The 24,408-nt window shown below is 69.8% G+C and carries 23 protein-coding genes; 14 read left to right on the forward strand and 9 right to left on the reverse strand.

The annotated features are described in order from the left end of the window. Positions 1 to 24: 24 nt before the first annotated feature. On the forward strand, positions 25 to 1,632 hold the full coding sequence (gene groL / locus ASG73_RS07715) for a chaperonin GroEL (protein WP_055993224.1): 1,608 nt from the start codon (positions 25 to 27) through the stop codon (positions 1,630 to 1,632). 175 nt (positions 1,633 to 1,807) lie between these two features. On the opposite strand, the gene serA is transcribed toward groL, so the two are convergent. Beyond that, positions 1,808 to 3,010 (reverse strand): phosphoglycerate dehydrogenase, encoded by a 1,203-nt coding sequence (gene serA, locus ASG73_RS07720; RefSeq protein ID WP_055993226.1) that lies wholly within the window; start codon positions 3,008 to 3,010, stop codon positions 1,808 to 1,810. A 118-nt stretch (positions 3,011 to 3,128) separates the two neighbouring features. Between serA and ASG73_RS07725 the strand changes: the two genes are divergently transcribed. After that, entirely contained in the window at positions 3,129 to 3,824 is a 696-nt protein-coding gene (locus ASG73_RS07725; RefSeq protein ID WP_055993228.1) for an aspartate/glutamate racemase family protein, read from the forward strand. Positions 3,825 to 3,873: 49 nt separating this feature from the next. On the opposite strand, the gene ASG73_RS07730 is transcribed toward ASG73_RS07725, so the two are convergent. Both ASG73_RS07730 and ASG73_RS07735 read right to left on the reverse strand, forming a co-directional pair. Further along, the gene (locus ASG73_RS07730) at positions 3,874 to 4,119 is read right to left on the reverse strand and encodes an RNA-binding S4 domain-containing protein (RefSeq protein ID WP_055993230.1); all 246 of its coding nucleotides are present in this window, start codon (positions 4,117 to 4,119) and stop codon (positions 3,874 to 3,876) included. Positions 4,120 to 4,151: 32 nt separating this feature from the next. Beyond that, positions 4,152 to 4,454 carry a WhiB family transcriptional regulator gene (locus tag ASG73_RS07735; RefSeq protein ID WP_055993232.1) on the reverse strand — a complete coding sequence of 101 codons (303 nt, stop codon included), beginning with the start codon at positions 4,452 to 4,454 and terminating at the stop codon, positions 4,152 to 4,154. Positions 4,455 to 4,634: 180 nt separating this feature from the next. On the opposite strand from ASG73_RS07735, the gene guaB reads away from it, so the two are divergent. After that, positions 4,635 to 6,176 carry an IMP dehydrogenase gene (gene guaB / locus ASG73_RS07740; protein WP_055993234.1) on the forward strand — a complete coding sequence of 514 codons (1,542 nt, stop codon included), beginning with the start codon at positions 4,635 to 4,637 and terminating at the stop codon, positions 6,174 to 6,176. 11 nt (positions 6,177 to 6,187) lie between these two features. Continuing rightward, positions 6,188 to 7,165, forward strand: coding sequence for a hypothetical protein (locus ASG73_RS07745; RefSeq protein WP_055993236.1), 978 nt, complete (start codon positions 6,188 to 6,190; stop codon positions 7,163 to 7,165). On the opposite strand, the gene ASG73_RS07750 is transcribed toward ASG73_RS07745, so the two are convergent. After that, positions 7,149 to 8,180 carry a P1 family peptidase gene (locus ASG73_RS07750; RefSeq protein ID WP_055993238.1) on the reverse strand — a complete coding sequence of 344 codons (1,032 nt, stop codon included), beginning with the start codon at positions 8,178 to 8,180 and terminating at the stop codon, positions 7,149 to 7,151. The two genes, ASG73_RS07745 and ASG73_RS07750, sit on opposite strands and share 17 nt — an antisense overlap. 45 nt (positions 8,181 to 8,225) lie before the next feature. On the opposite strand from ASG73_RS07750, the gene ASG73_RS07755 reads away from it, so the two are divergent. Beyond that, complete coding sequence (locus ASG73_RS07755; RefSeq protein ID WP_055993240.1) at positions 8,226 to 9,248, forward strand: dipeptidase; 1,023 nt, start codon at positions 8,226 to 8,228, stop codon at positions 9,246 to 9,248. A gap of 53 nt (positions 9,249 to 9,301) precedes the next feature. Here the strand turns inward: ASG73_RS07755 and ASG73_RS07760 are convergent, their stop codons facing one another. Further along, positions 9,302 to 9,568 carry an antitoxin gene (locus ASG73_RS07760; RefSeq protein WP_055993242.1) on the reverse strand — a complete coding sequence of 89 codons (267 nt, stop codon included), beginning with the start codon at positions 9,566 to 9,568 and terminating at the stop codon, positions 9,302 to 9,304. Positions 9,569 to 9,659: 91 nt separating this feature from the next. Next, positions 9,660 to 11,321, reverse strand: coding sequence for a DHA2 family efflux MFS transporter permease subunit (locus tag ASG73_RS07765; RefSeq protein ID WP_055993244.1), 1,662 nt, complete (start codon positions 11,319 to 11,321; stop codon positions 9,660 to 9,662). A gap of 136 nt (positions 11,322 to 11,457) precedes the next feature. Between ASG73_RS07765 and ASG73_RS07770 the strand changes: the two genes are divergently transcribed. The 6 genes from ASG73_RS07770 to guaA all read left to right on the forward strand — a co-directional run bounded on the left by ASG73_RS07770 (position 11,458) and on the right by guaA (position 18,914). Further along, on the forward strand, positions 11,458 to 12,579 hold the full coding sequence (locus ASG73_RS07770) for a GuaB3 family IMP dehydrogenase-related protein (protein ID WP_055993246.1): 1,122 nt from the start codon (positions 11,458 to 11,460) through the stop codon (positions 12,577 to 12,579). A 111-nt stretch (positions 12,580 to 12,690) separates the two neighbouring features. Further along, positions 12,691 to 14,283 (forward strand): succinic semialdehyde dehydrogenase, encoded by a 1,593-nt coding sequence (locus tag ASG73_RS07775; RefSeq protein WP_055993248.1) that lies wholly within the window; start codon positions 12,691 to 12,693, stop codon positions 14,281 to 14,283. Beyond that, a complete protein-coding gene (locus ASG73_RS07780; protein ID WP_055993250.1) occupies positions 14,280 to 16,079 on the forward strand; it encodes an FAD-dependent oxidoreductase in 1,800 nt (599 codons plus the stop codon). The genes ASG73_RS07775 and ASG73_RS07780 overlap by 4 nt, the downstream gene beginning before the upstream one ends. Before the next feature lie 30 nt (positions 16,080 to 16,109). Continuing rightward, complete coding sequence (locus tag ASG73_RS07785) at positions 16,110 to 16,868, forward strand: SURF1 family protein (RefSeq protein WP_055993252.1); 759 nt, start codon at positions 16,110 to 16,112, stop codon at positions 16,866 to 16,868. Next, a complete protein-coding gene (locus tag ASG73_RS07790; RefSeq protein WP_055993254.1) occupies positions 16,865 to 17,206 on the forward strand; it encodes a DUF3817 domain-containing protein in 342 nt (113 codons plus the stop codon). Before ASG73_RS07785 ends, ASG73_RS07790 begins: the two co-directional genes overlap by 4 nt. Before the next feature lie 133 nt (positions 17,207 to 17,339). After that, positions 17,340 to 18,914, forward strand: a complete 1,575-nt coding sequence (gene guaA, locus ASG73_RS07795) for a glutamine-hydrolyzing GMP synthase (protein WP_055993256.1) — start codon at positions 17,340 to 17,342, stop codon at positions 18,912 to 18,914. 44 nt (positions 18,915 to 18,958) lie between these two features. On the opposite strand, the gene ASG73_RS07800 is transcribed toward guaA, so the two are convergent. Further along, a complete protein-coding gene (locus ASG73_RS07800) occupies positions 18,959 to 19,510 on the reverse strand; it encodes a hypothetical protein (RefSeq protein ID WP_156466199.1) in 552 nt (183 codons plus the stop codon). A gap of 30 nt (positions 19,511 to 19,540) precedes the next feature. On the opposite strand from ASG73_RS07800, the gene ASG73_RS07805 reads away from it, so the two are divergent. Genes ASG73_RS07805 through ASG73_RS07815 form a run of 3 tightly spaced genes read left to right on the forward strand, consistent with a single transcriptional unit; the run spans position 19,541 to position 22,435 of the window. After that, positions 19,541 to 20,239, forward strand: coding sequence for a lysophospholipid acyltransferase family protein (locus ASG73_RS07805; protein WP_156466200.1), 699 nt, complete (start codon positions 19,541 to 19,543; stop codon positions 20,237 to 20,239). Positions 20,240 to 20,288: 49 nt separating this feature from the next. Continuing rightward, positions 20,289 to 21,632, forward strand: a complete 1,344-nt coding sequence (locus tag ASG73_RS07810) for a Mur ligase family protein (RefSeq protein WP_235499393.1) — start codon at positions 20,289 to 20,291, stop codon at positions 21,630 to 21,632. Further along, on the forward strand, positions 21,629 to 22,435 hold the full coding sequence (locus ASG73_RS07815) for a type 1 glutamine amidotransferase (RefSeq protein WP_082567088.1): 807 nt from the start codon (positions 21,629 to 21,631) through the stop codon (positions 22,433 to 22,435). Before ASG73_RS07810 ends, ASG73_RS07815 begins: the two co-directional genes overlap by 4 nt. 14 nt (positions 22,436 to 22,449) lie before the next feature. On the opposite strand, the gene ASG73_RS07820 is transcribed toward ASG73_RS07815, so the two are convergent. Beyond that, positions 22,450 to 23,538, reverse strand: coding sequence for a lysylphosphatidylglycerol synthase transmembrane domain-containing protein (locus ASG73_RS07820; protein WP_235499394.1), 1,089 nt, complete (start codon positions 23,536 to 23,538; stop codon positions 22,450 to 22,452). Continuing rightward, the gene (locus ASG73_RS07825; protein ID WP_055993262.1) at positions 23,535 to 24,380 is read right to left on the reverse strand and encodes a PIG-L family deacetylase; all 846 of its coding nucleotides are present in this window, start codon (positions 24,378 to 24,380) and stop codon (positions 23,535 to 23,537) included. Before ASG73_RS07825 ends, ASG73_RS07820 begins: the two co-directional genes overlap by 4 nt. Positions 24,381 to 24,408 lie beyond the last annotated feature (28 nt).

Below are 24,408 nucleotides of genomic sequence, written 5' to 3' on the forward strand. Positions count from 1 at the left end.
CCTTCGTAGAACCAAAGGACAGACATGGCCAAGGAACTGGAGTTCAACGACTCCGCCCGTGACGCCCTCCAGCGTGGCGTCGACCAGCTCGCCAATGCCGTCAAGGTGACGCTCGGCCCCAAGGGCCGCAATGTCGTCATCGACAAGGCATGGGGCGCGCCGACCATCACCAACGATGGCGTGACCATCGCTCGCGAGATCGAGCTCGAGGACCCGTACGAGAACCTCGGTGCGCAGCTCGCCAAGGAGGTCGCGACCAAGACCAACGACGTCGCCGGTGACGGCACGACCACCGCGACCGTCCTCGCCCAGGCCATGGTCAAGGAGGGCCTGCGCAATGTTGCCGCGGGTGCCGCCCCGTCCGGCCTCAAGCGCGGCATCGACAAGGCCGTCGAGGCCGTCGCCGGTCGCCTGCTCGAGATCGCCCGTGAGGTCGACGGCAAGGACGAGATCGCCCAGGTCGCCTCCCTCTCCGCCCAGGACCAGGGCATCGGCGCCACCATCGCCGAGGCCTTCGACAAGGTCGGCAAGGACGGCGTCATCACCGTCGAGGAGTCCTCGACGGCCGAGACCTCGCTCGACTTCACCGAGGGCATGCAGTTCGACAAGGGCTACATCAGCCCCTACTTCGTCACCGACCCGGAGCGCATGGAGGGTGTCCTCGAGGACGCCTACGTCCTGATCAACCAGGGCAAGATCTCCACGATCCAGGACATCCTCCCGGTGCTGGAGAAGGTCGTGCAGTCCGGCAAGCCGCTGCTGATCATCGCCGAGGACATCGACGGCGAGGCTCTCTCGACGCTCGTGGTCAACAAGCTCAAGGGCATCTTCAACGTCGCGGCCGTCAAGGCTCCCGGCTTCGGCGACCGCCGCAAGGCGATGCTGCAGGACATGGCCATCCTCACCGGTGGCCAGGTCATCGCCGAGGAGGTCGGGCTCAAGCTCGACCAGGTCTCCCTCGAGGACCTCGGCCAGGCCCGTCGCGTCGTCGTCACCAAGGACAACACGACGATCATCGACGGCCAGGGCGACGGTGGCGAGGTCACCGGTCGGGTCAACCAGATCAAGGCCGAGATCGAGCGCACCGACTCCGACTGGGACCGCGAGAAGCTCCAGGAGCGCCTCGCCAAGCTCGCCGGTGGCGTCTGTGTCATCCAGGTCGGTGCCCACACCGAGGTCGAGCTCAAGGAGAAGAAGCACCGCATCGAGGACGCGATCTCCGCGACGCGAGCTGCGATCGAGGAGGGCATCGTCGCTGGCGGTGGCTCCTCGCTGGCTCACGCCGTCTCCGTCCTCGACACCCTCGAGCTCGAGGGTGACGAGAAGGTGGGCGCCAACATCGTGCGCACCGCCGCCGTCGAGCCCCTGCGCTGGATCGCCGAGAACGCCGGCCTCGAGGGCTACGTCGCCGTCGCCAAGGTCCAGGAGCTGACCCCCGGTCAGGGCCTGAACGCCGCGACGGGCGAGTACGGCGACCTCATCGGCCAGGGCGTCATCGACCCGGTCAAGGTCACCCGCTCGGCGCTCATCAATGCCGCGTCGATCGCGTCGATGGTCCTGACCACCGACGCCCTCGTCGTGGAGAAGAAGGAAGAGGAGCCCGCGGCTGCCGGCAACGGTCACTCCCACTGATCTCCTGAGCTGACCCGAAGGGGGGTCACCCGCCAACTGGCGGGTGACCCCCCTTCGTCATGCCTTGAGCCTGCATTGCCATAGGGGAATGCAGGTGCACACCCCGCCCACACAAAAAGATGTGGTGGCGACCGGATGTCCGGTCGCCACCACATCTTCTCGCGAAGGGGGAGGGTCAGTCCGTGACGATGACCCGGACCTCGACGGTCTCCTCGAGGTCGCGCAGGCGCTGCTCGGTGTCGGCCGGCAGGCTGCTCGCCAGGTCGGTGACGGCGTAGCCGTACTCGCCGCGGGTGCTCAGCTGCTGGCTGTCGATGTTGACATCGCCCTCGGACAGGATCGTGTTGACCCGAGCTAGGACGCCGGGGACGTTCTTGTGCAGGTGCAGGATGCGCGTGCCGCCCTGCGCGACGGGAGCGGCGACGGCCGGGACGTTGACCGACATCGTGGTGGCGCCGCTCGTGGCCCAGTCGCGCAGCTTGCCGGAGACGTAGCGCCCGATGTCGAGCTGCGCCTCCTCGGTCGAGCCGCCGATGTGGGGGGTGAGGATGACATTGGGGATGCCCTGCAGGCAGTTCTCGAAGGGGTCGCCCGCCTTCTTGGGCTCGCTCGGGAAGACGTCGATGGCTGCACCGGCGATGTTGCCGGAGACCAGGTTGTCGCGCAGGGCCTCGAGGTCCACGACGAAGCCGCGGGAGAGATTGAGGAAGAGACTGCGGGGACGCATCTTGGCGAACTGCTCGGCACCGAAGTTGCCAGCGTTGCCCGCCCGGCCGTCGACGTGCAGCGTGATCGTCTCGCACGTCTCGAGCAGCTCGTCGAGGGTGTTGACCTTCTTGGCGTTGCCCAGAGGGAGCTTGTCCTCGAGGTCGAAGAAGGAGACGTGCATGCCGAAGGCCTCGGCGACGACCGACAGCTGGGCGCCGATGTTGCCGTAGCCGATGATGCCGAGCGTGCGGCCGCGGACCTCGTGGGCGCCCTTGGCCGACTTGTCCCAGACGCCGGCGTGCAGCGCGGTGCTCTTGTCGGTCAGGTGGCGGGCCAGCGAGATGATCTCGCCGAGCGCCAGCTCGACGACACTGCGCGTGTTGGAGAAGGGAGCGTTGAAGACGACCGTGCCCGCCTGCGCCGCGGCATCGAGGTCGATCTGGTTGGTCCCGATGCAGAAGGCACCGATGGCCTTCAGCTCCGGGCGGGCCTCGAGCACCGCGCGCGTCACGTGCGTCTTGGAGCGGATGCCGACCATGTCGACCCCCTCCAGAGCAGTGATCAGCTCGGCCTCGTCGAGCGCGCCGGAGCGGGTCTCGACGTCGAAACCGGCGTCGGTCAGTGCCTCACGGGCAGCTTCATGGATGTTTTCGAGCAGCAGGACCTTCACGCTCTGCAGGGTATGCCTGCCCCCGATGTGACCTCGCACGCGCCCGCCATCCGAAACCGAGATCCGTTGTGCGGAACCGAAACCCCACGGGTGGAAGGCCGCTGACTAGGGTGTGGCCATGCGTCTTCTAGGTGTTCTCGGCGGTATGGGCTGGTCTGCGACGGCGGAGTACTACCGCCGGCTCAACGAAGGGGTCGACGCTCGCCTCGGCGGGTTGCACAGCGCCCGGGTGCTGATCCACAGCGTCGACTTCCAGCCGATCGACGACGCGGAGAACGCCGGCGACTGGGATGCGATGGCCGAGGTCCTCATCGATGCTGCCCGCGGGCTGGAGGCCGGGGGAGCCGAGGGCTTCCTCCTGGCGGCCAACACGATGCACGCCGTGGCCGACCGGGTCGAGCAGGCCGTCGGCATCCCCTTCCTCCACATCGCCAAGGCGACCGCGAGCCGGGTCGAGGCCTCGCACCAGCGCAAGGTCGGGCTCGTCGCCACGGCCACCACGATGGCGGGGAAGTTCTACACCGGTCCCTTCGAGCAGCGGGGGATCGAGGTGATCCTCCCGGAGGAGAGCGAGCGGGCCGAGGTCGACCGGATCATCTACGAGGAGCTCGTCCACGGAGTCATCAAGGACACATCGCGGCGCGAGCTGCGCACGGTCATGCAGGGCATGTCTGCTCGTGGGGCGGAGTGCGTGGTCCTGGCCGGGACCGAGCTGAGTCTGCTCATCGACGAGGACGACTGCCCGGTGCCGCTGCACGACACGACGGCGATCCACGTCGACCGAGCCCTCGACTGGATGCTCACCGAGGGCTGAGGCCGACCGTTGGTCTGCATTGCCATAGGGCAATGCAGACTCGGGGCGGTCACCAGGGGACGTCGATCTCGGCCTCTCCGGTGAAGACCTCGATCTGCTGGCCGGCGAGCTCGACCACGCTGCCGGCGCGGATCTGTGCGCCGCGGCGGGTCTCGGGAGCGCCGTCGACGCTCACCTGTCCGTCGGCGATGACCTCGCGGGCCATGACGCCGTCCTCCACCAGCCCGGCGAGCTTGAGCAGCTGGCCGAGGCGGATGGACTCGTCACGGATGTGGACCGGTTCGGGAGATGTCACCCGACCAGCCTAGGGCGCGAAGGGGGTCGGGCTCAGCCAGCGAGGCCGGCGCTGGCGATGTCGCGTTCGGCCAGCAGGATCTGGCGCTCGTCCTCGGTGAGGCCGCCCCAGACGCCGAAGGGCTCGCGGATGGCCAGGGCGTGGCTGCGGCAAGCAGTCACGACGGGGCAGGCGGTGCAGATCTCCTTGGCCGCGGCATCGCGCAGCCGGCGGGCTGCGCCGCGCTCACCGTCGGGGTGGTAGAAGGACTCGCTGCCCGTCTCGCGGCAAGCGCCCTCGAACTGCCATTCCCACAGGTCCGCCACCGGTCCGGGCGCGCTGTCGACGTGTCCCATGATCTTCCTCCGTGCATCAATCTTTCGGCGGGCGCCTTGTCCCCGCTTCTGTTGGCCAACCTAAGGAGATCGAGGCCAACAGGGGTCGTCCAGAAGGTATGGATTGGTCCCCAAAATGGACGGTTTGGTCAGGAGATGGTCAGGTCCGGACGCGCTCGGACGGTGGCCTACGATAGGGAAATGGATTTCGGCAACCCGACGGACCGTGACGACACCGGGGCCGTGGGCCCAAACCCCTTCGCCAAGGTCGGACTGACCTATGACGACGTGCTCCTCCTGCCTGGCTACAGCGAGCTGGCGCCCGGCGATCTCGACACCACGAGCCGCCTGACGCGTGAGATCAGCCTCAAGACACCGCTCATCTCGGCGGCGATGGACACCGTCACCGAGTCGCGCATGGCGATCGCGATGGCACGCCAAGGTGGCATCGGCGTCCTGCACCGCAACCTCTCGATCGAGGACCAGGCCTACCAGGTCGACCTCGTGAAGCGGACGCAGACCGGCATGATCACCAACCCGGTCGTCATCGGCCCCGATGCGACCCTCGACGAGCTCGACCAGATCTGCGGCGAGTACCGCGTCTCCGGCCTGCCGGTCGTTGATGGCGACAACGTGCTCATCGGCATCATCACCAACCGCGACCTGCGCTTCACCCCGGTCGCCGAGTGGTCGACCGCCCTGGTGCGCGATGTCATGACCAACATGCCGCTCATCACGGCCCCTGTGGGCATCGCCAACGAGGACGCGACCCTCCTGCTGCGCCAGCACAAGCGCGAGCGACTGCCGATCGTCGACGACCACGGTCGCCTCGCCGGGCTCATCACCGTCAAGGACTTCGTCAAGAGCGAGCAGTTCCCCAACGCGAGCAAGGACGGCCAGGGCCGGCTGCTCGTCGGTGCCGCGATCGGTTACTTCGGCGACGCCTGGGAGCGCGCGACGACGCTCATCGACGCCGGTGTCGACGTCCTCGTCGCCGACACCGCCCACGGTCACGTCAAGCTCCTGCTCGAGATGTGCGAGCGGCTGAAGAAGGACCCGGCCACCAAGCACGTCCAGGTCATCGGCGGCAATGTCGCCACCCGCGAGGGAGCCCAGGCCTTCATCGACGTGGGTGTCGACGCGATCAAGGTGGGCGTCGGGCCGGGCTCGATCTGCACCACCCGCATCGTCACCGGGGTCGGAGCCCCGCAGGTCACGGCCGTCTACGACGCCTCGCTCGCCGCGCGTCCGGCCGGAGTCCCGGTCATTGCCGACGGGGGCCTGCAGCAGTCCGGTGACATCGCCAAGGCGATCGTCGCCGGCGCCGAGACGGTCATGGTCGGCTCGATGCTGGCCGGCTGCGAGGAGAGCCCCGGAGAGCTGATCTTCGTCAACGGCAAGCAGTTCAAGGCCTACCGCGGCATGGGCAGCCTCGGCGCGATGAGCAGCCGCGGCAAGAAGTCCTTCTCCAAGGACCGCTACTTCCAGGCCGAGGTCACCAGCGACGACCAGCTCGTGCCCGAGGGCATCGAGGGGAGGGTCTCCTACCGCGGCACGCTCGCGCAGGTCGCCCACCAGATGGTTGGCGGGCTGCGGCAGTCGATGTTCTATGTCGGCGCCGGCACCATCCCGGAGCTGCAGACCAAGGGCAAGTTCGTGCGGATCACCTCCGCCTCCCTCAAGGAGAGCCACCCGCACGACATCCAGGGCATCGTCGAGGCGCCCAACTACAGCTTGGGCTGACGGGAGCACGGGTGGACCACCACCAGCCCGCCCCGATCGGTGCACCGAAGCAGGTCGGTGTCGGCTGGTGGCTCCTGCAGGGCGCTGGACTGGCCATGACGCTGGGCCTCATGGCCGTGCTCGCCTTCGCGCTCATGATGCTCACCCGGATGCCCATCGAGGGGCAGACGGATCCGGAAGTCCACTGGCCGACCTTCGCCGTCTGGTTCGTCCTGTGCGCGGTGACGGTGATCGGCTCGATGACGAGGGCGACCTGGCGCGAGCTCAAGGACGAGCACGTCCACGTCGACGTCCTCGGCAACGAGCTGCGGATCGACCGGTGGTCACCACCGCACGAGCGGCAGCGCTTCGTCGAGCAGGTGACCGCCGACACCCGCGCCCGCGAGAGGGCGATCGAGCACCAGCGGTCAGCGTCCGAGGGCGACAACGAGGTGGCCACCACCGCGGTAACCGAGCAGGAGCTGCGCTCGGCCGCACTGCGGCGACGCGACGTCGGCACGGACCTCCGGGCAGCGGTCTCGACCGGCCGGTGGTCGCGCCCCCTTCGCCTGCTGCGCCTGACGGCGTTGACCTGCCTCTACGGGTGGCTGCCGCTGTCCCTCGTGCTGGTGGTCGTGCTGGTGGAGCTGCAGGACCGCGTCGACCCCATGTGGGGCCTGCTCCCGATGCTCCTGCTCCCGATCGGCTGGATCCTCATGGAGGCCCACGCTCTCCTGCGTCACCGCTTGCTGCGGACCCGCAGGAGCCGCAGCGACCTCGCCCAGTGGCAGGCCGCGAGCGGGTTCGTCGCGGCCGTGGTCCTCGCGCTCCTGGCGTTCACGGGAGTGGTCCTGCGCGAGGACTACCCCGGCGTCGCCCTCATCTGCTTCCCGCTCATGGTGCTGTGCGGTTGGATCTGCAAGCACGAGCTGGGGCACCACATCCCGAGCGGACCGGACCGCGACCCAGACGTCCACGACCCGCCCCCCGACCTCAGCCTGACCGACTGATCGACTCCCGGTAGGACGGCAGGGAGGCACCCCCGTCGGGGGTGCGGTCGACGGACCTCGCCGCGAGCATCCCCCGCACGATCGCCCGGGTGACGCAGTCCGCGGCAGCCGTCTGCACGGCCACGAGCTCGAAGGGGGAGGGCTGGGGTCGGTCGCCCGTCGACAGGGCGAAGACGGTGTCGCCGTCGAAGGCGGTGTGGACCGGGGACAGGGCCCGGGCGAAGCCGTCGTGGGCCACGCCCGCGAGCGTCGCGCAGCCCGCCTTGTCGAGGGCCGCGTCGGTCGCGACGACGGCGAGAGTGGTGGCCGTGCCTGCCTGCAGGGCCCGCGCCTCGTCCACCTGACGCTGCCAGTGCGCCTGTACTGCAACGGGATCGGGCTCTGGCACATCGACCTCACCGGGGACCAGCAGTCGCTCGCCGAGCAGTCGGCCATCAGGTCCCATGGGGGATCCGACGGCATTGACGACGACGATTGCCCCGACGGTCACTCCCGAGTCGAGCACGAGACTTGCCGTCCCGATGCCGCCACGCAGACCGCCGGCCCTGGCTCCGGTGCCGGCGCCGACGCTCCCTTCGTCCACCGCTGCGTCGGTGGCAGCGAGGTAGGCGGCTCGGCCCTCGTCCGGTCCGGGGTGGTGGCGCCACGCGCCGCCCCGGCCCAGGTCGAAGAGGATCGCTGACGGCACGATCGGCACGATCTGGCCGGGACCGCCGACGGGCCAGCCCCTCCCTTCGTCCGCCAGCGTCGACATCACGCCGTCCGCCGCGGACAGGCCGAAGGCGCTGCCCCCCGACAGCACGATCGCGTCGACCGCATCGACGAGATTGCGGGGGTCGAGCAGATCTGTCTCTCGCGTCCCCGGGCCTGCGCCGCGCACGTCGACGCCCCCGGTGGTCCCCACCGGGGGCGTGATGACGGTCGTGCCGGTCAGCCAGCCCTTCTCCTCACGGGTGGCGTGACCGACCTTGATGCCGGGGACATCGGTGATGGCGTTGTGGGCTCCGGGGCGCATGGCTCCAGCATGCACCCCGGCCGTGAGGTGGGGTTGACTGGAGCGATGACGACGAGCAGCGACCAGATCCGCGTCCTCGACGGCCACAACGACCTGCCGTGGCGTCACCGCGAGGTGGCCGGCTACGACCTCGACGCGTGCGACATCGCCCAGCCGCAGCCACACCTGCACACCGACCTGCCGCGCATGCGTGAGGGCGGTCTGGCCGCGCAGCTCTGGTCGGTCTGGGTGCCGTGCTCCATGGCGGGTGAGGACGCGGTCGCGGCGACGCACGAGCAGATCGACTTCGTGGGCGCGCTCTGCGATCGCTACGACGAGATGGTGGCGGCCCGCACCGCCGCGGACGTGCACGCCGCCTGGGGCGAAGGGAGGCACGCCGCCCTCATCGGGATGGAGGGCGGGCACTCGATCAACGGCTCGCTGGACCACCTGGCGAACTTCGCCGACCGCGGTGCGCGCTACATGACGTTGACGCACAACGACAACACGCCGTGGGCGGACTCGGCGACGGACGAGCGGGTCCACGGTGGCCTGACCGACTTCGGTCGCGAGGTCGTCACGCGGATGAACGACCTGGGTGTCGTGGTCGACCTCTCCCACGTGAGCGCCGAGACGATGCACTGCGCGCTCGACGCGACGCGGCTACCGGTGATGTTCAGCCACTCCGGCGCGCGGGCGATCTGCGACCACCCGCGCAATGTGCCGGACGACGTCCTCGAGCGGATCCCCGCCAACGGCGGGATCGTCATGGCCAATGTCGTGCCCAAGTTCGTCAACCAGGCACGAGCCGATGCCTCTCTCGGCCGGACCGACGTCGTCCCGGAGCCGGTCGCGACCATCGAGCACGTCGTGGCGCACTTCGAGCACCTGCGCGAGGTCGTGGGGATCGAGCACGTCGGCATCGGGGCCGACTACGACGGCGTCGACGAGACGCCCGTCGGGCTGGAGGACGTGGCGAGCTACCCGCGGCTGCTTGCCGCTCTGGGGGAGCGGGGTTGGTCCCGAGCCGACCTCGAGGCCCTCGCGCACGGCAACGTGCTGCGGGTCCTCGAGGCGACGCAGGTCTGATCCCGTCGAGACGGTTGCGGCGCAACCTCCTCAGGGATCGGGCTCGGTGCTCGTCAGGCGCGCACGTCGGGGAAGGGCCGGGGTGACGGCGGGACGTCACCGTGGACCGTCGAGCCCTTGATGGTGTCGCCGAGCAGGTTCTTCTTCATCGTCCGGGACAGTCCGTCGAGCTGCTTGTGGTACTTGCCCTTGGTGCGCTGGTCGATGAAGCCCGTGGCCTTCTCGACGTAGTCGTTCGCCTTGTCGGGGTTGTTCTTGGCCCACTGCCGCGCGCCCTCGGCGGCAGTGAGCATCAGGGCGGCGTTCTTGAACTTGGCCATGGTGGTCCTTCGGTCGGGAGCGTTCTTGCCAGTATCCAACGAAGGGGCGGCTCCCAGGATTCCTGCGAGCCGCCCCTTTCGTCCGATCACCTCAGTGCATGAGCACCGGAGCGCTGTCCTGCGGCTCCTCGTCGAGCAGATGGCTCTTCTCCTGCTTGCGCGGGAGGAAGGCCGCCACGACGAGCGTCGCGAGGCACATGAAGGCCGAGACCCAGTAGGTCGCGGCGAAGGCGTCAGCCATGTCCAGACGGACCGCGTGCATGAGCGCCTGGGCGCCGGCTGCCGGGTCACCTGCGTACTGACCGAGGATCTGCGCGACCTCGGGGAACTTCGCGAGCAGCTGCTGGATCGCGTTGGGGTCGGAGACCTTGGCGCTCTCCTCGCCGAAGGCCTGGGCCTGCCCGATGAGCGGGCGGCTCTCGAAGCCACGCGTCAGGACGACCGACGCGATGGCGACACCGAAGGAGCTGGCCACCTGCTGGGTGATGTTGAGCAGGGTCGAGCCACGGGCCACCTGGTGGGCGGTCAGTGCCTTGAGCGAGCTGGTCATCAGCGGCATCATCGTCGCGCCCATGCCCAGACCCATGACGAAGAGCGCCGGGATGACGAAGCCCCAGTAGCTGGAATCGGCCGAGAGCTGGGTGAAGGCGAACATGCCGCCCGTGATGAGGGCGATGCCGACCGGCACGATGCGGCCGACCGGGTACTTGTCGACGAGCATGCCGGCGATCGGCATGGTGATCAGCGCGCCGAGACCCTGCGGGATCATCAGCACGCCCGCCATGGTCGTGCTCTCACCGCGCACCTGCTGGAAGTAGGTCGGCATGAGCAGCAGGCCGCCGAAGAAGGCTGCGGCGAAGAGGAACATCGTCAGGGCCGCGACGGAGAACTGACGGTTGGCGAGCAGGCGCAGGTCGAGCAACGGGTGCTTGGGCCGCATCGACCAGAAGCCGAAGGCGATGATCAGGGCGAGACCAGCGAGGGCCGTGCCGTAGACCTTGGGGGAGTTGATGGTGCCAGCCTCGGGGATCGAGGAGACCCCGTAGAGGAAGAGGGCAAGACCGGGCGACATGAGCAGCAGGCCGACGACGTCCAGCGACTCGCTGGGGTGCGTGTCGTCCTTGGGCAGGACGAGGGCCGCGTAGACGAACGCAGCGAGGCCGATCGGCAGGTTGATCAGGAAGATCCACGTCCAGCTCGGACGACCCAGCCAGTGGGCGTTGTCGATGAGCCAGCCACCGAGGATCGGGCCACCGATGGGGCCGAGCAGCATCGGGACCCCGAGGATCGCCATGAGCCGACCGATGCGCTGCGGGCCTGCTGCACGGGTCATGATCGTCATGCCGAGCGGCATGAGCATGCCGCCACCGAGTCCCTGGAGCACCCGGGCGCCGATGAGCATCTGGATCGTGGGGGCGAAGGCACACAGCACGGAGCCGGCCACGAAGAAGGCCACCGCCGCGAGGTAGAGGCGCTTGGTGCCGAAGCGGTCGGCCGCCCAGCCCGTCAGCGGGATGACGGTCGCCAGCGCGAGTGTGTAGGCCGTGACGGTCCACGCGACGGTGGAGTACTGCAGCGGCTCGGGGCCCGTCGCCAGGTCCGTCTGGAAGTGGGGGAGGGCGACATTGACGACGGTGATGTCGAGGATCGACATGATGGCGCCGAGGACGACGACGCCGGCCACCTTGAGCACGGCGGCGTCGATCTTTTCCGGATACTCCTGTGGCGGGGAGTCGTGGACGGTCGTGGACACAGGAGTCTCCTGAGAGGGTTTGCGAAGGGGGTGACGGCAGCCTCGTCGCCACCCGGGCCGAGCGAAAAGATGCATGCATCGGCCAAGCAAGTATGCGCCCTCCCACCTCGAGGACCAAGCCCTTTAGGCTGGGCGCGTGAATGAGATCGAGATCGGCCGAGGCAAGCGTGGCCGCAGGGCCTACTCCTTCGACGACATCGCGGTGCTGCCGAGCCGGCGCACGCGCGACCCCGAGGAGGTCTCACTCGACTGGCAGATCGACGCCTACCACTTCGAGATGCCCGTCCTGGCGGCACCGATGGACTCGGTGATGTCGCCGACGACGGCCGTCGCCTTCGGCGAGGCCGGCGGCCTGCCGGTCCTCGACCTCGAGGGCCTGTGGACGCGTTACGCCGACCCGGAGCTCCTCCTCGCGGAGATCGCCTCCCTCGACCCCGTCGTGGCGACCGTCCGCATGCAGGAGATCTACGCCGCACCGATCCAGCCCGAGCTGATCACCGAGCGGCTGCGTGCGTTGCGCGCCGCCGGCGTGACCGTCGCCGGTGCCCTCAGCCCGCAGAACACCCAGCAGCACTGGAAGACCGTCGTCGACGCGGGAGTCGATCTCTTCGTCATCCGCGGGACGACGGTCTCCGCCGAGCACGTGAGCAGCCGCAGCGAGCCGCTGAACCTCAAGCGCTTCATCTACGAGCTCGACGTCCCGGTCATCGTCGGTGGCACTGCCGGCTACACCTCTGCCCTGCACCTGATGCGCACGGGCGCAGCGGGCGTCCTCGTCGGCTTCGGTGGGGGAGCCGCGCACACGACTCGTCAGACCCTGGGCATCCACGCCCCGATGGCCAGCGCCGTCGCCGATGTCGCCGCCGCCCGTCGCGACTACCTCGACGAGTCCGGTGGGCGCTATGTCCACGTCATCGCCGATGGTGGCCTCGGCACCAGCGGTGACATCGTCAAGGCCATCGCCTGCGGCGCCGACGCCGTCATGCTCGGTGCCGCGCTCGCGCGGGCTGCGGACGCACCCGGTCGTGGCTACCACTGGGGCCCCGAGGCCCACCACCCCGAGCTGCCCCGCGGCTCTCGCGTCGAGGTCGGTTCGGTCGCGCCGCTGCAGGAGGTCCTCTTCGGCCCGAGCAAGGTGGCCGACGGCTCGACCAACCTCATCGGGGCCCTGCGCCGGGCGATGGCGACGACCGGGTACACCGAGGTCAAGGAGCTGCAGCGCATCGAGGTCGTCGTCGCGCCGCATCAACCCAGCTGACCGTCGAGGTTCGCCGGCGCCCGCTCCTCCTCAGCGGGCGGAGCAACGGTGTGGCGTCTCGCACCTAGAGCGCCTCTGGCGCCGAGGTGATCACCCGGTTACCTTTGAGTAATGACCTCGGAGATCATTGCTGACCCAGAGCTGGACCCCACGGCCACCTACGCGGTCGACCCCGGGCGGGCCCGGCGCTTTGCCAGCCGCGTGGTCGCCTCGCCGACGGCCGAGACCTTCACGCGGATCTCGCCGCTGACCGGCGGTCCGATCGCGGCCCTGCCGCTGTCACGCGCTGACGACGTGACGCGCGCGGTCGCCGCCGCACGTGCCGCCCAGGTCCGGTGGGCCGCCACGTCCTTCGACGAGCGCCGCCGGATCATGCTGCGCTTCCACGACCTCGTGCTGGCCAAGCAGGTCGAGCTGCTCGACCTGGTGCAGATCGAGTCGGGCAAGGTACGCAAGCAGGCCTTCGAGGAGGTCCTCGACACCGCCCTCGCGGCCCGCTACTACGCCCGTACCGCCGAGGGGCACCTCAAGCCGCGCCGGGTCGCCGGCGCCTACCCGGTGCTGACGCAGACGCGCGTCCAGCACCATCCCAAGGGCGTCGTGGGCATCGTCTCCCCGTGGAACTACCCCCTGAGCCTGGCGATCACCGACGCGTTGCCCGCGCTGATGGCCGGCAACGCCGTCGTCCTACGTCCCGACCAGCAGGGTTCCGTCACCGCGCTCGCCGGCGTCGAGCTGCTGCGCGAGGCCGGCCTCCCCGAGGGTGTCTTCCAGGTCGTGCTCGGAGCGGGCAGCGAGGCTGGCCAAGCGGTCGTCGACCAGACCGACTACGTCTGCTACACCGGCTCGACCCCCACGGGTCGTCGGGTCGCCCAGTCGGCCGCCGCGCGGCTGGTCTCCTTCAGCATGGAGCTCGGCGGCAAGAACTCCGTCTACATCGCCGACGACGCGGACCTCGGCCGAGCGGTCGAGGGGGCCGTGCGGGCGTGCTTCTCCAGCGCCGGGCAGCTGTGCATCTCCACCGAGCGGGTCGTCGTCCACGAGGCGATCGCCGACGAGTTCATCCCGCGGTTCCTGGCCGCAGTCGAGGCGATGACCCTCGGCACGGCTCTCGAGTACGGCTACGACATGGGGTCCCTGGTCAGCCAGTCCCAGCTCGACACCGTCACCGCGCACGTCGAGGACGCCAAGGCCAAGGGCGCCACGGTGCTCACCGGTGGCCGGCACCGCCCCGAGATCGGTCGCTTCGTCTTCGAGCCGACGGTCCTCGAGGGCGTCACCGCGGCCATGACCTGCCGCGACGAGGAGACCTTCGGGCCGCTCGTGTCGATCTACCGCGTCGCCGACGACAACGCCGCGATCTCGCTCGTCAACGACACCCAGTACGGCCTGAACTCGTCGGTGTGGACCCGCGACGTGCACCGAGGCCGACAGATCGCGGCCCGGATCCAGACCGGGACCGTCAACATCAACGAGTGCTATGCGGCCGCATGGGCGTCGATGGGCGCGCCGATGGGTGGGATGAAGGACTCCGGCATGGGTCGCCGTCACGGTGCCGAGGGCATCCTGAAGTACACCGAGTCGCAGACCGTCGCCGCTCAGTACCTCGTGCCGATCGCACCGGCCTTCGGGATGAGCGACAAGGCGCACGCCACGGCACTGACACTGGGCCTGCGGGCCATGAAGATTGTAGGTATGAAGTGAACGACAACCAGGCGGTCGACACCACCGTCGACACCGACGTCCTCGTCATCGGCTCCGGCTTCGGCGGCTCCGTCGCCGCACTTCGCCTGTCGGAGAAGGGCTATCGCGTCACCGTCCTCGAGGCCGGGCGACGCTTCGCGGACTCCGAGTTCGCCGAGACCAGCTGGGACCTGAAGAACTTCCTGTGGGCGCCCAAGCTCGGGTGCTACGGGATCCAGCGCATCCACCTGCTCAAGGACGTCATGGTCCTGGCCGGTGCAGGCGTCGGCGGAGGCTCGCTCAACTACGCCAACACCCTCTACGTCCCGCCGGAGGTCTTCTTCAAGGACCGGCAGTGGGGGCACATCACCGACTGGCAGGCCGAGCTGCTGCCGCACTACGACATGGCCAGCACGATGCTCGGTGTCGTCACCAACCCGTGCGAGTCGGTCGTCGAGGACGCCATGCGCGACGCGGCCGCCGAGATGGGCGTGTCCGAGACCTTCCGCAAGACGCCCGTCGGGGTGCTCTTCGGTCAGGACGACTCGGCCCAGGAGCAGGGTCGCACCATCGAGGACCCCTACTTCGGTGGCGCCGGCCCCACGCGGACCACGTGCACCGAGTGCGGCAACTGCATGGTCGGGTGCCGCGTCGGTGCCAAGAACACGCTCGTCAAGAACTACCTCGCCCTCGCCGAGGGCCTGGGCACCCAGATCGTGCCGATGCGCACTGTCACCAGGGTCGGCGTCGTCCCGGGCACCGAGGGGCCCGACGAGGTCTACCGCGTGCGCCACGAGGCCACGGATGCACTGGGGGACAAGAGCGCTCGCGTCACCACGGCACGCAAGGTGATCGTCGCCGCCGGGACCTGGGGTACGCAGAACCTCCTTCACGCGATGAAGGCCGACGGTGAGCTGGCTGGGATCAGCGACCGGCTCGGTGAGCTGACCCGCACCAACTCCGAGGCCCTCGTGGGCGCGCTCGCCACGACGCCGCCCGAGGGTGACGACGACCTGACCAAGGGGGTGGCCATCACCTCCTCCTTCCACCCCGACTCGTCCACCCACATCGAGAACGTCCGGTACGGCAGGGGCTCGGACGCGATGGGCATGCTCACCACGCTGCTCGCGCCGCCGAGGACGGGCCGGACCCCGCGCTTCGTCAAGCTCATGCTCGACCTGCCGCGCAACCTCCCCGCGCTCAAGGCATGGTTCCCCCCGGGCACCCACTTCGCCGACAGCACGGTCATCGGCCTGGTGATGCAGTCCCTGGACAACTCGCTGACGACGTCCTTGACGCAGGGTCGTGGCGGTCGTCGCCGGCTCACCTCCACGCAGGGCCACGGTGAGAAGAACCCGACCTACATCAAGGCCGGGCACGAGGGCGTCAAGGTCCTCGCCGACAAGCTCTCGGCGCGGCTCGGTCAGCCCTTCTACCCGGGTGGCACGTGGAGCGAGGCCTTCGACATCCCGCTCACCGCGCACTTCCTCGGGGGCGCCGCGATCAGTGACTCGCCCGCCACGGGCGTCATCGACCCCTACCAGCGGCTGTGGGGTCACCCCGGCATCAGCGTGGTCGACGGGTCGGCCGTCTCGGCCAACCTCGGTGTCAACCCGTCGCTGACGATCACGGCGCAGTCGGAGCGGGCCTTCTCGATGTGGCCCAACACCGGCGACACCGACGCGCGACCGGCGCAGGGCGACGCCTACCGTCGGGTCGAGCCGATCGCGGCGCGTCGACCGGCCGTGCGCGAGTTCACCCACACCAGCTCCACGGTGTCCCTGCCCACCCCCGCCGTCCGCCAAGGGGTGTCCTGACCCTCCAGCGTGCTCGCGTAGCCTGAGTGGGTGCTCCGGACCGCCCTTCGACCCCGCTTCCTGGGGCTGCTCGTGGTGGCCCTCGTCGTCGCGGCCGTCGGGATCATCGCTGGTCGCTGGCAGTGGTCCGTGGCCCATGACGTGGCGCGCGCCGACGCGGTGCGTACGGTCCAGGAGCGCCCGGTGCGTCCGCTCGCCGACGTGGTCGCGCCCCACGAAGCCTTCCCCGACGAGGGGTCGGGCCAGCAGGTGTCGACCCGCGGCGAGTACACCGGTGACCCGCTGCTGGTGGTCAACCGTCGTTTCGACGACGCCAAGGTCAGCTGGGTGCTCGACCGCTTCGTCGTCGAGCGGACTGGAGCCAACCTCGCGGTCGTCCGCGGGTGGATCCCCGCGGGGGAGGACCCCCCTTCGGCCCCGAGCGGAACCGTCGACCTCGTCGGCTCCTTGGCGCCACCGGAGGCTCCTGATCAGTCGGGCGGCTCCGCAGACGGCGAGCTGACCTCGGTCGACATCGCCCAGCTGGTCAATGCGTGGGACGGCGACATCTACAACGGCTTCGTCTTCGCGATCAGCGAGGACGGCTCCGCGTCCGCCACCGGGCTCGAGCGGGTCCCGCCGCCGCTGCCGGACACCTCGCTGCAGTTCCGCAATGTCATGTACGCGGGGCAGTGGTGGTTGTTCGCGGCCTTCGCGCTGTGGATGTGGGTCAAGATGGTGCGCCAGGCCGCGCGCGCCGACGACGACGAGGCGGATGCATCCGCCACGATGATGAAGGAGAGCACGTGAGCAACGAGACAACGGGTGCGACGACCGCCGACCCGAGGGCGATCGCGACCGCACTGCGCGTGTTTCGCGTGACCGCGATCCTCGCGGGTCTGGCGATGTTCGTCCTCATCCTCGAGATGGTCCTCAAGTACGGCATGGACAACGAGGCGCTGACGTGGTGGTCGCCGGTGCACGGTCTGATCTTCATGGCCTTCGCCGTCGCCACCGCCAACCTCGGCTTCAAGATCGGCTGGCCCGTGGGCCGGATGATCCTCACGATCCTGCTCGCGTGCGTCCCCTTCGTCGCCTTCGTCGAGGAGCGCCGCGTCGTCCGCGAGGTCTCCCCGCTCACCACCTGACCGGTCGCGTACCTACTGACCATTCGTCTGCATTGCCCTATGGCAATGCGGACGAAGCGTGCATTGCCATAGGGCAATGCAGAGTGGCGGACGGGGCGAAGGGGGAGTGGCTGGGTCCCGGTAGCCTGTGCGGGTGACGGATTCGCTCAAGACCTCCCCGGTTCTCGTCGTCGACTACGGCGCCCAGTACGCCCAGCTCATCGCCCGACGGGTGCGTGAGGCCAAGATCTACAGCGAGGTCGTGCCGCACACGATGTCGGTGGCCGACATCCTCGCCAAGGAGCCGGCCGCGGTGATCCTCTCCGGCGGCCCCTCTTCGGTGTACGCGGACGACGCCCCCGAGCTCGACGTCGCCCTGCTGGAGGCCGGGATCCCGGTCTTCGGCATGTGCTACGGCTTCCAGGCGATGGTCCAGGCCCTCGGCGGCACCGTCGATCGGACCGGTCTGCGCGAGTACGGCTCGACCCGTGCGGAGGTCAGCGACCGGGAGTCCACCCTCTTCAACGGCCAGCCCGCCGAGCAGTCGGTGTGGATGAGCCACGGCGACTCCGTCACCGAGGCGCCCGAGGGCATGCGGGTCACCGCGAGCACGTCCGGTGCGCCGGTCGCCGCCTTCGAGGACGACGAGCGTCGCCTCTACGGTGTGCAGTGGCACCCGGAGGTGCTGCACTCGACCTTCGGCCAGCCCGTGCTGGAGAACTTCCTCGTCCGCGGCGCCGGGCTCACCCCCGACTGGACCGCTGACAATGTCATCGACGAGCAGGTCGCCCTCATCAAGGAGACCGTCGGCCAGGACCGGGTCCTGTGCGGCCTGTCCGGTGGCGTCGACTCCTCTGTCGCCGCGGCGCTCGTGCAGCGCGCCGTCGGGGAGCAGCTCACCTGCGTCTTCGTCGACCACGGTCTGCTGCGTCATGGTGAGGCCGAGCAGGTCGAGCAGGACTTCGTCGCGGCCACCGGCGTCAAGCTCGTCGTCGTCGATGCCAAGGAGCAGTTCCTCGGGGCGCTCGCGGGCGTGACCGACCCGGAGGACAAGCGCAAGATCATCGGCCGTGAGTTCATCCGCGTCTTCGAGCAGGCGGCCCGCGATGTCGTCGGCAGCGGCGACGACCAGCACCCGGTCAAGTGGCTCGTGCAGGGCACGCTCTACCCGGACGTCGTCGAGTCCGGCGGTGGCACCGGCGCGGCCAACATCAAGTCGCACCACAACGTGGGCGGCCTGCCCGACGACCTGCAGTTCAAGCTCATCGAGCCGTTGCGCGCCCTCTTCAAGGACGAGGTGCGTGAGGTCGGTCGTGAGCTCGGCGTCCCCGACGAGATCGTCGACCGCCAGCCCTTCCCCGGCCCGGGGCTGGGCATCCGGATCATTGGTGAGGTCAACGAGACCAACCTCGACATCCTGCGCCGGGCAGACGCGATCGCGCGCGAGGAGCTCACCGCAGCCGGCCTGGACAAGGAGATCTGGCAGTGCCCGGTCGTCCTGCTCGCCGGCGTCCGCTCGGTGGGTGTCCAGGGGGACGGCCGCACCTACGGTCACCCGATCGTGCTGCGCCCCGTCTCGTCCGAGGACGCGATGACCGCTGACTGGACCCGCGTGCCGGGCGACGTCCTCGCGCAGATCTCGGGTCGCATCACCAACGAGGTCGAAGAGGTCAACCGCGTGGTGCTCGACGTGACGAGCAAGCCGCCGGGCACCATCGAGTGGGAGTGAGCGAAGGGGGCCCGCGGGCCCCCTTCGTCATGGGTGCGGACTGCTCAGCTGAGCAGGATCGGGCCGAGCGAGCAGCCGCAGACGATCAGGATCACGATCGCGACGATCGCGATCATCACCCCGAGCCCCTTGCGGGACTGCTTGTCGTGGCCGATGGAGCCGGTCGTGAACTGGTGCCACGGCACGGCGTAGGAGCCGGGGATCGTCTGCCCCTCGCGGATGTCGAGGCCCATCGCCGCCTGACCGTACTGCCGCATCCACTGGGCGTGCACGTCGACGCGGTGCTGGCCGGGGCGAAGGGGGTAGAAGTTGGCCCCGAAGGCCGCCGGGACGGGGTGGCCGTCGATCTTGACCGTGGGCGTCAGACCGGTGGTGAAGGCGTTGCCCTGCAGGGTGAGCATCAGGGCGCCGTGTCCGGCGGGCGGCTGCATCATCGCCGCCTGGGGCCCGGAGACCGGCATGACCTGCTGGGGCTGCTGGTACTGCTGCGGGCCACCCTGCTGGTACTGCTGCGGGCCACCCTGCTGAGGGTGCTGAGGGCCACCCGGCTGAGGGGAGTGGAGCGGCTGTCCGGGCGGCGGTGGGATGCTCGTCATGCACCGAAGGCTAATGACTACTCTGGCCGGGTGACTGGCAACCTGACGATGCGCACGCTCGAGTGGCTCCTGCGACGGGTTGTCGTGGGACCGCCCCTTCGTGCCTATCTGCGCCTGCGGGTCGAGGGGGCCGAGCACATCCCGACCACCGGGCCGGTCATCATCGCCAGCAACCACCTCAGCTTCGTCGACTCGATGGTCATCCCGCTCGCCGCGGGCCGCAAGGTCGGGTTCCTCGGCAAGGCCGAGTACGTGCAGGGCACCGGCGTCTCCGGCTGGTTCGGACGACTGTGGTTCGGCGAGTTCGGCGGGATGATCCCGGTGGATCGCTCCGACGCGCGCGCTGCGGCCCGCTCCCTGGAGCTGGCCGAGGAGCACCTGGCGCGTGGGGGGGCCTTCGGGATCTACCCCGAGGGCACCCGCAGCCGGGACGGTCGCCTCCACAAGGGCCGCACCGGCGTCGGCCGGCTCGCCCTGGCCAGCGGCGCCCCGGTGATCCCGTGTGCCCTTGTGGGGACCGACAAGGCCCAGCCGGTCGATGCCCGCGGGTTGCGACCTCACCGCGTCACCGTGCGATTCGCCCCACCCATCGACGTCGCCGCCCTCGAGGCGCAGTTCGTCAAGGCACGACTGCTGCGGGCCGTCACCGATGAGGTGATGGATGCGATCGCCGAGCGCTCGCCCCAGACGCGATCCGACGAGTACGCCAACCGACCCGACGCGGCCTGAGCGAGCGCGTCGGGCACGACCTGCCGTGAGGGCTGGGTACGCTGGCGCGGTGCTGAAGACCACTGTCGCCGCCCTCGCCGGCAAGGCCGCCCGCCGCGCCGCCCGCCTCAGAGGCGGTGGCACCGGAGGATCCGCGCTGCCAGGCTTGGTCGCGGAGAAGATCGACCCGGGCTTCCTCTCCCACGCGCTCGCTGATGTCCGCGGTGGGATCGTCGTGGTCTCCGGGACCAACGGCAAGACGACGACGACCAAGATGCTCGTCGCCGTGCTGCGTGCCCACGGCAAGACCGTCTTCACCAACCCGACGGGCAGCAACTTCACCCGCGGTGTCATCTCCTCGATGCTCAGCGAAAAGCTCCAGCGCGGTCGCCTGCAGGCCGACATCGCCGTCCTCGAGCTCGACGAGGCGCACGCACTGCACTTCGGTCGGGCGGTGGCTCCGACGCACGCGCTGCTGCTCAACGTCGCGCGGGACCAGCTGGACCGCTTCGCCGAGATCGACCACACGGCGGGCCTGCTCACCCAGCTCGCCGCCATGACGACCCGCGGGGTCGTGCTCAACCGGGACGACCCCTTCGTCAACCGGATCGCCACGACCCTCGCGCCCGGCGTCGACGTGAGCTGGTTCGGTCTGGACGCCGCCGCGGCGGATCGCCTCGGCGAGCTGTCGGAGCACGACTCCCGCGAGCAGGACGACTTCGTGCCCCCGGCCGCTGCCGAGCGCGACGGGCTCCTCACTCCCATCGACGAGCAGCAGCTGCAGATCACCTTCGGCGCAGAGGGCGAAGGGGGCCGGGTCGGCCCCGTCACGCTGCGCCAGCGCGGCCTCGCGGCGATGATCAACGCGACGGCCGCGACCTCGATGGCCAAGCACCTCCTCGGGAGCGGCTTCCGCGCCGATGCCACCGAGCAGGCACTGCGCACGGTGGCGCCCCCCTTCGGCCGGGGTGAGGTCGTGGACGCCGACGGGACACCGCTCGAGCTGGTGCTGGTCAAGAACCCCGCCGGCTTCACCGTCGCCCTCGGCACCTACGGCAGCACGCCCACCGCGACGATGATCGCGATCAACGACGACTACGCCGACGGGCGCGACGTCTCCTGGCTCTACGACGTGAGCTTCGAGTCCCTGCGCGAGCAGGGCGTGGCGCTCACCACCGGCGTGCGCGGCTGGGACATGGCCCTGCGCCTGCAGTACGACGACGTCCCGGTCGCGGCGACCGAGGTGGACCTGGGCCGGGCACTGGAGACCTTCCTGGCCGACCACCGCGACGAGCCCAAGCGGATCTTCTGCACCTACACGGCGATGCTCGCCCTGCGTCGGATGCTCGGCGAACGCTACGACCTGCCCGAGATGGGCGTCGACGCCCCCGACACGACCGGAGGCGCGGCATGAGCGATGCCGGCACGAGCACCCGCGACATCCCGATCCTCGGCGAGCCCTCGGGCTCAGCGCTGCCCGCCGACTCGGGCCACGAGGGCAAGGGCGAGATCCACCTCGTCCACCTCTACCCGCGCGAGATGAGCATCTACGGCGACCTCGGCAACACCCGCTGCCTGGCCGCTCGCATCCGACGGCACGGCTACGTGCCGGTCGTGCACCAGCACCACCCGGGTCAGCCCTTCCCCGAGCAGGCGCACCTCGTCGTCGGCGGGGGCGGTCAGGACTCGGGGCAGTCCAAGGTCGAGGACGACCTGGAGCGCATCGCCGACCGGCTGCGCGGGCTGGCCGCCGACGGGAGCGCGATGCTCATGATCTGCGGCATGTACCAGCTCTTCGGCAAGGCCTTCGTCACCGTGGAGGGCAAGACCCTGCCCGGGCTGGGCATCCTCGACGTCACGACCCGGGGCAACGAGCAGCGGATGATCGGCCCCGTCGTGCTGAGCACCGACCACGGTGACGTCGTCGGGTACGAGAACCACTCCGGCTCCACCCTGCTCGGGGCGGGGCAGGCCCCCTTCGGCACGGTGCGGCACGGCCAGGGCAACAACGGCAGCGACGGCACCGAGGGCGCCGTCACCGACCACGTCATCGGGTCCTACCTCCACGGCCCCGTCCTGCCCGCCAACCCGCTCCTCGCGGACGCGCTCATCGGCTGGGCCGCCGAGCAGGCGACCGGCGGCTTCGAGCCGGGCGACCTCGACGACGAGGTGGCGCGTCAGGCGCAGACCCGCCAGGTGCGACGCCTGCTCGGCTGAGCAGACCGGACTGATCAGGCAGGTGCCTCGGCGTCGGCCAGCTCCTCGGCGCTCGCCTTGGGCATGATGCTCCACGCCAGCCACCCGAGAGCCCCCAGCGGGATCTCCATGAGGTGGGTGAAGATCGAGAACAGGACGACGCCCGCCATGGCCGAGGCCGGGTCGGCGCCCCATGCCACGAGGGCTGCCGCGGTGCCCGTCTCGGTCACGCCGAGGCCGCCGGGCGTGACGCCGACGGCGGTGAGCAACCGGCCGATCGCGTAGGCCGCGAAGAGCTGACCGAAGGGCAGCTCGATGCCGGTCGTCTCGGTGCACAGCAGGAAGAGCACGTAGTACAGCCCGAAGAACCCGACCATCCCGAGCGTCATCTGCAGCCACCCGGTGCGCACGGTCTCTGCGGTGCGCTCGCGCATCCCGGTCAGGCCCCGCTCGACGGTGTCGTCGTGGCTGCGACGGACGAGGCGGATCAGACGATCGATGCCACGACCGAGCATGCGGGCCCCTGCGTCGGTGCCGATGGCCACGACGAAGAGCACGACGACGGCGGTGCCCGACAGCACCGCGGCCCACGCGGCCTCGCGCATCGCCGTCGGCAGATCGGTGGCACCCCAGGCCAGCCCCAGGACAGCGATGATCGGCAGCGCGACGCGCGTCAGGACATTCCACACCCCCGTCACCACCGCCATCGTGGTGACGCTCGCGGCGGAGAAGCCCCAGGACTTGGCGATGGAGTACGTGGCTGCCAGGCCGACGGCACCACCACCCGGCAGGAGGTTGGAGACCGAGGACCCGCAGACATTGAGGATCAGTGCCCGCGAGTGGGTCAGGCCGGGCATCGCGCCGGTCATGACGAAGGTGTAGCAGTACAGACCGGCCACGACGAGGCCGAGGAAGAGCGCCGCCTTCCACGCGGGGACGGTGCCCAGGACGTGGAAGACCTCGCTCCACGACGTCTTCGCGAAGTGGGGCAGTCCCCACCAGAGCATCGCGATCGCCAGGCCGAGCCCGAGGCAGATCTGCACACCCCGGACGACAGGGGAGGTCCGTTTCGGGTCAGCGGGCCCCGGCCCGGCGGGCACGGGCTCGGACGGTGCGGTCGTCACGACAGTCCTTCGAAGAGGTCGGTTCGGGCGGTGCCTGCGGGAGCGGTCGGATCGACGAACCACTCTCGGCCGAAGACGAGGTCGTAGAGCGGCCGGGGGATGCGCACGAGCATCCCGAGGGTGCGATCGCCGCCGTCGGTGTCAGCGGCCTGGCTGGCGTGCGCCCGCATCGCGGCGCGCTTGGCACCGGCGAAGCGCCGCACGTCGAAGCGGTGGGTGATGTCGGACGTCGCGGAGAAGGCCCGGTCGAAGCTGCTGCGGTCGAACTCAGGAGGGAAGCGGTAGACCATGGCGACGAGGTCGATGGCGCGGCAGATGAGATCACGCGGGACGGTCGCCCACAGCAGGCGCACGTCGAGGCCGCGCTCGTGAGCCAGCTCGGCGGCGCGCGCACCGACCTCGTGGACACGCACGTGGTCCCGGTGGCCGTAGCCGCCGTTCGGGTCGTAGGTCGTCAGCACGTCGGCGCACTCCTCGAGCAGCACGTCGGCCAGTGCTGATGCCGCCTCGTCCAGCGGCACGCGCACGAAGCGTCGGCCTCCCGGCGGGTCCGGCCGGACCTCGGGGCCGCTGCCGCTGTCGGCGTATCCGAGCTCGACGGTGCGAGCGACTCCGAGGGCGCGCGCACTGGCGGACAGCTCGCGGCTGCGGGTGGCGGCGAGGGCATCGCCCGTCCCGCCGTAGGCGGACTCGTCGGTCAGGCCCAGAGCGCCGTCCGTGGCGACCACGAGGACGACCCGGTGCCCGGCGGCGGCCGCGCGGGCCATCGTCCCGGCCGTGAGCAGTGCCTCGTCGTCCGGGTGTGCGTGGAAGACCACGAGGGTGCGGGCTGCGGAGTCCATCGGGTGAAACCTTGCCACACCTGTCCGT

Origin of the sequence: Janibacter sp. Soil728 (assembly GCF_001428305.1) — a bacterium.
Taxonomy (GTDB): domain Bacteria; phylum Actinomycetota; class Actinomycetes; order Actinomycetales; family Dermatophilaceae; genus Janibacter.

What these genes read in the sequence shown, in the direction of transcription:
- groL (WP_055993224.1), top strand. Translation starts at nt 25, where the DNA reads ATGGCCAAGGAACTGGAGTTCAACGACTCCGCCCGTGACGCCCTCCAG.
- ASG73_RS07725 (WP_055993228.1), top strand. Translation starts at nt 3,129, where the DNA reads ATGCGTCTTCTAGGTGTTCTCGGCGGTATGGGCTGGTCTGCGACGGCG.
- ASG73_RS07735 (WP_055993232.1), bottom strand. Translation starts at nt 4,454, where the DNA reads ATGGGACACGTCGACAGCGCGCCCGGACCGGTGGCGGACCTGTGGGAA.
- guaB (WP_055993234.1), top strand. Translation starts at nt 4,635, where the DNA reads ATGGATTTCGGCAACCCGACGGACCGTGACGACACCGGGGCCGTGGGC.
- ASG73_RS07750 (WP_055993238.1), bottom strand. Translation starts at nt 8,180, where the DNA reads ATGCGCCCCGGAGCCCACAACGCCATCACCGATGTCCCCGGCATCAAG.
- ASG73_RS07755 (WP_055993240.1), top strand. Translation starts at nt 8,226, where the DNA reads ATGACGACGAGCAGCGACCAGATCCGCGTCCTCGACGGCCACAACGAC.
- ASG73_RS07760 (WP_055993242.1), bottom strand. Translation starts at nt 9,568, where the DNA reads ATGGCCAAGTTCAAGAACGCCGCCCTGATGCTCACTGCCGCCGAGGGC.
- ASG73_RS07775 (WP_055993248.1), top strand. Translation starts at nt 12,691, where the DNA reads ATGACCTCGGAGATCATTGCTGACCCAGAGCTGGACCCCACGGCCACC.
- ASG73_RS07800 (WP_156466199.1), bottom strand. Translation starts at nt 19,510, where the DNA reads ATGACGAGCATCCCACCGCCGCCCGGACAGCCGCTCCACTCCCCTCAG.
- ASG73_RS07815 (WP_082567088.1), top strand. Translation starts at nt 21,629, where the DNA reads ATGAGCGATGCCGGCACGAGCACCCGCGACATCCCGATCCTCGGCGAG.
- ASG73_RS07825 (WP_055993262.1), bottom strand. Translation starts at nt 24,380, where the DNA reads ATGGACTCCGCAGCCCGCACCCTCGTGGTCTTCCACGCACACCCGGAC.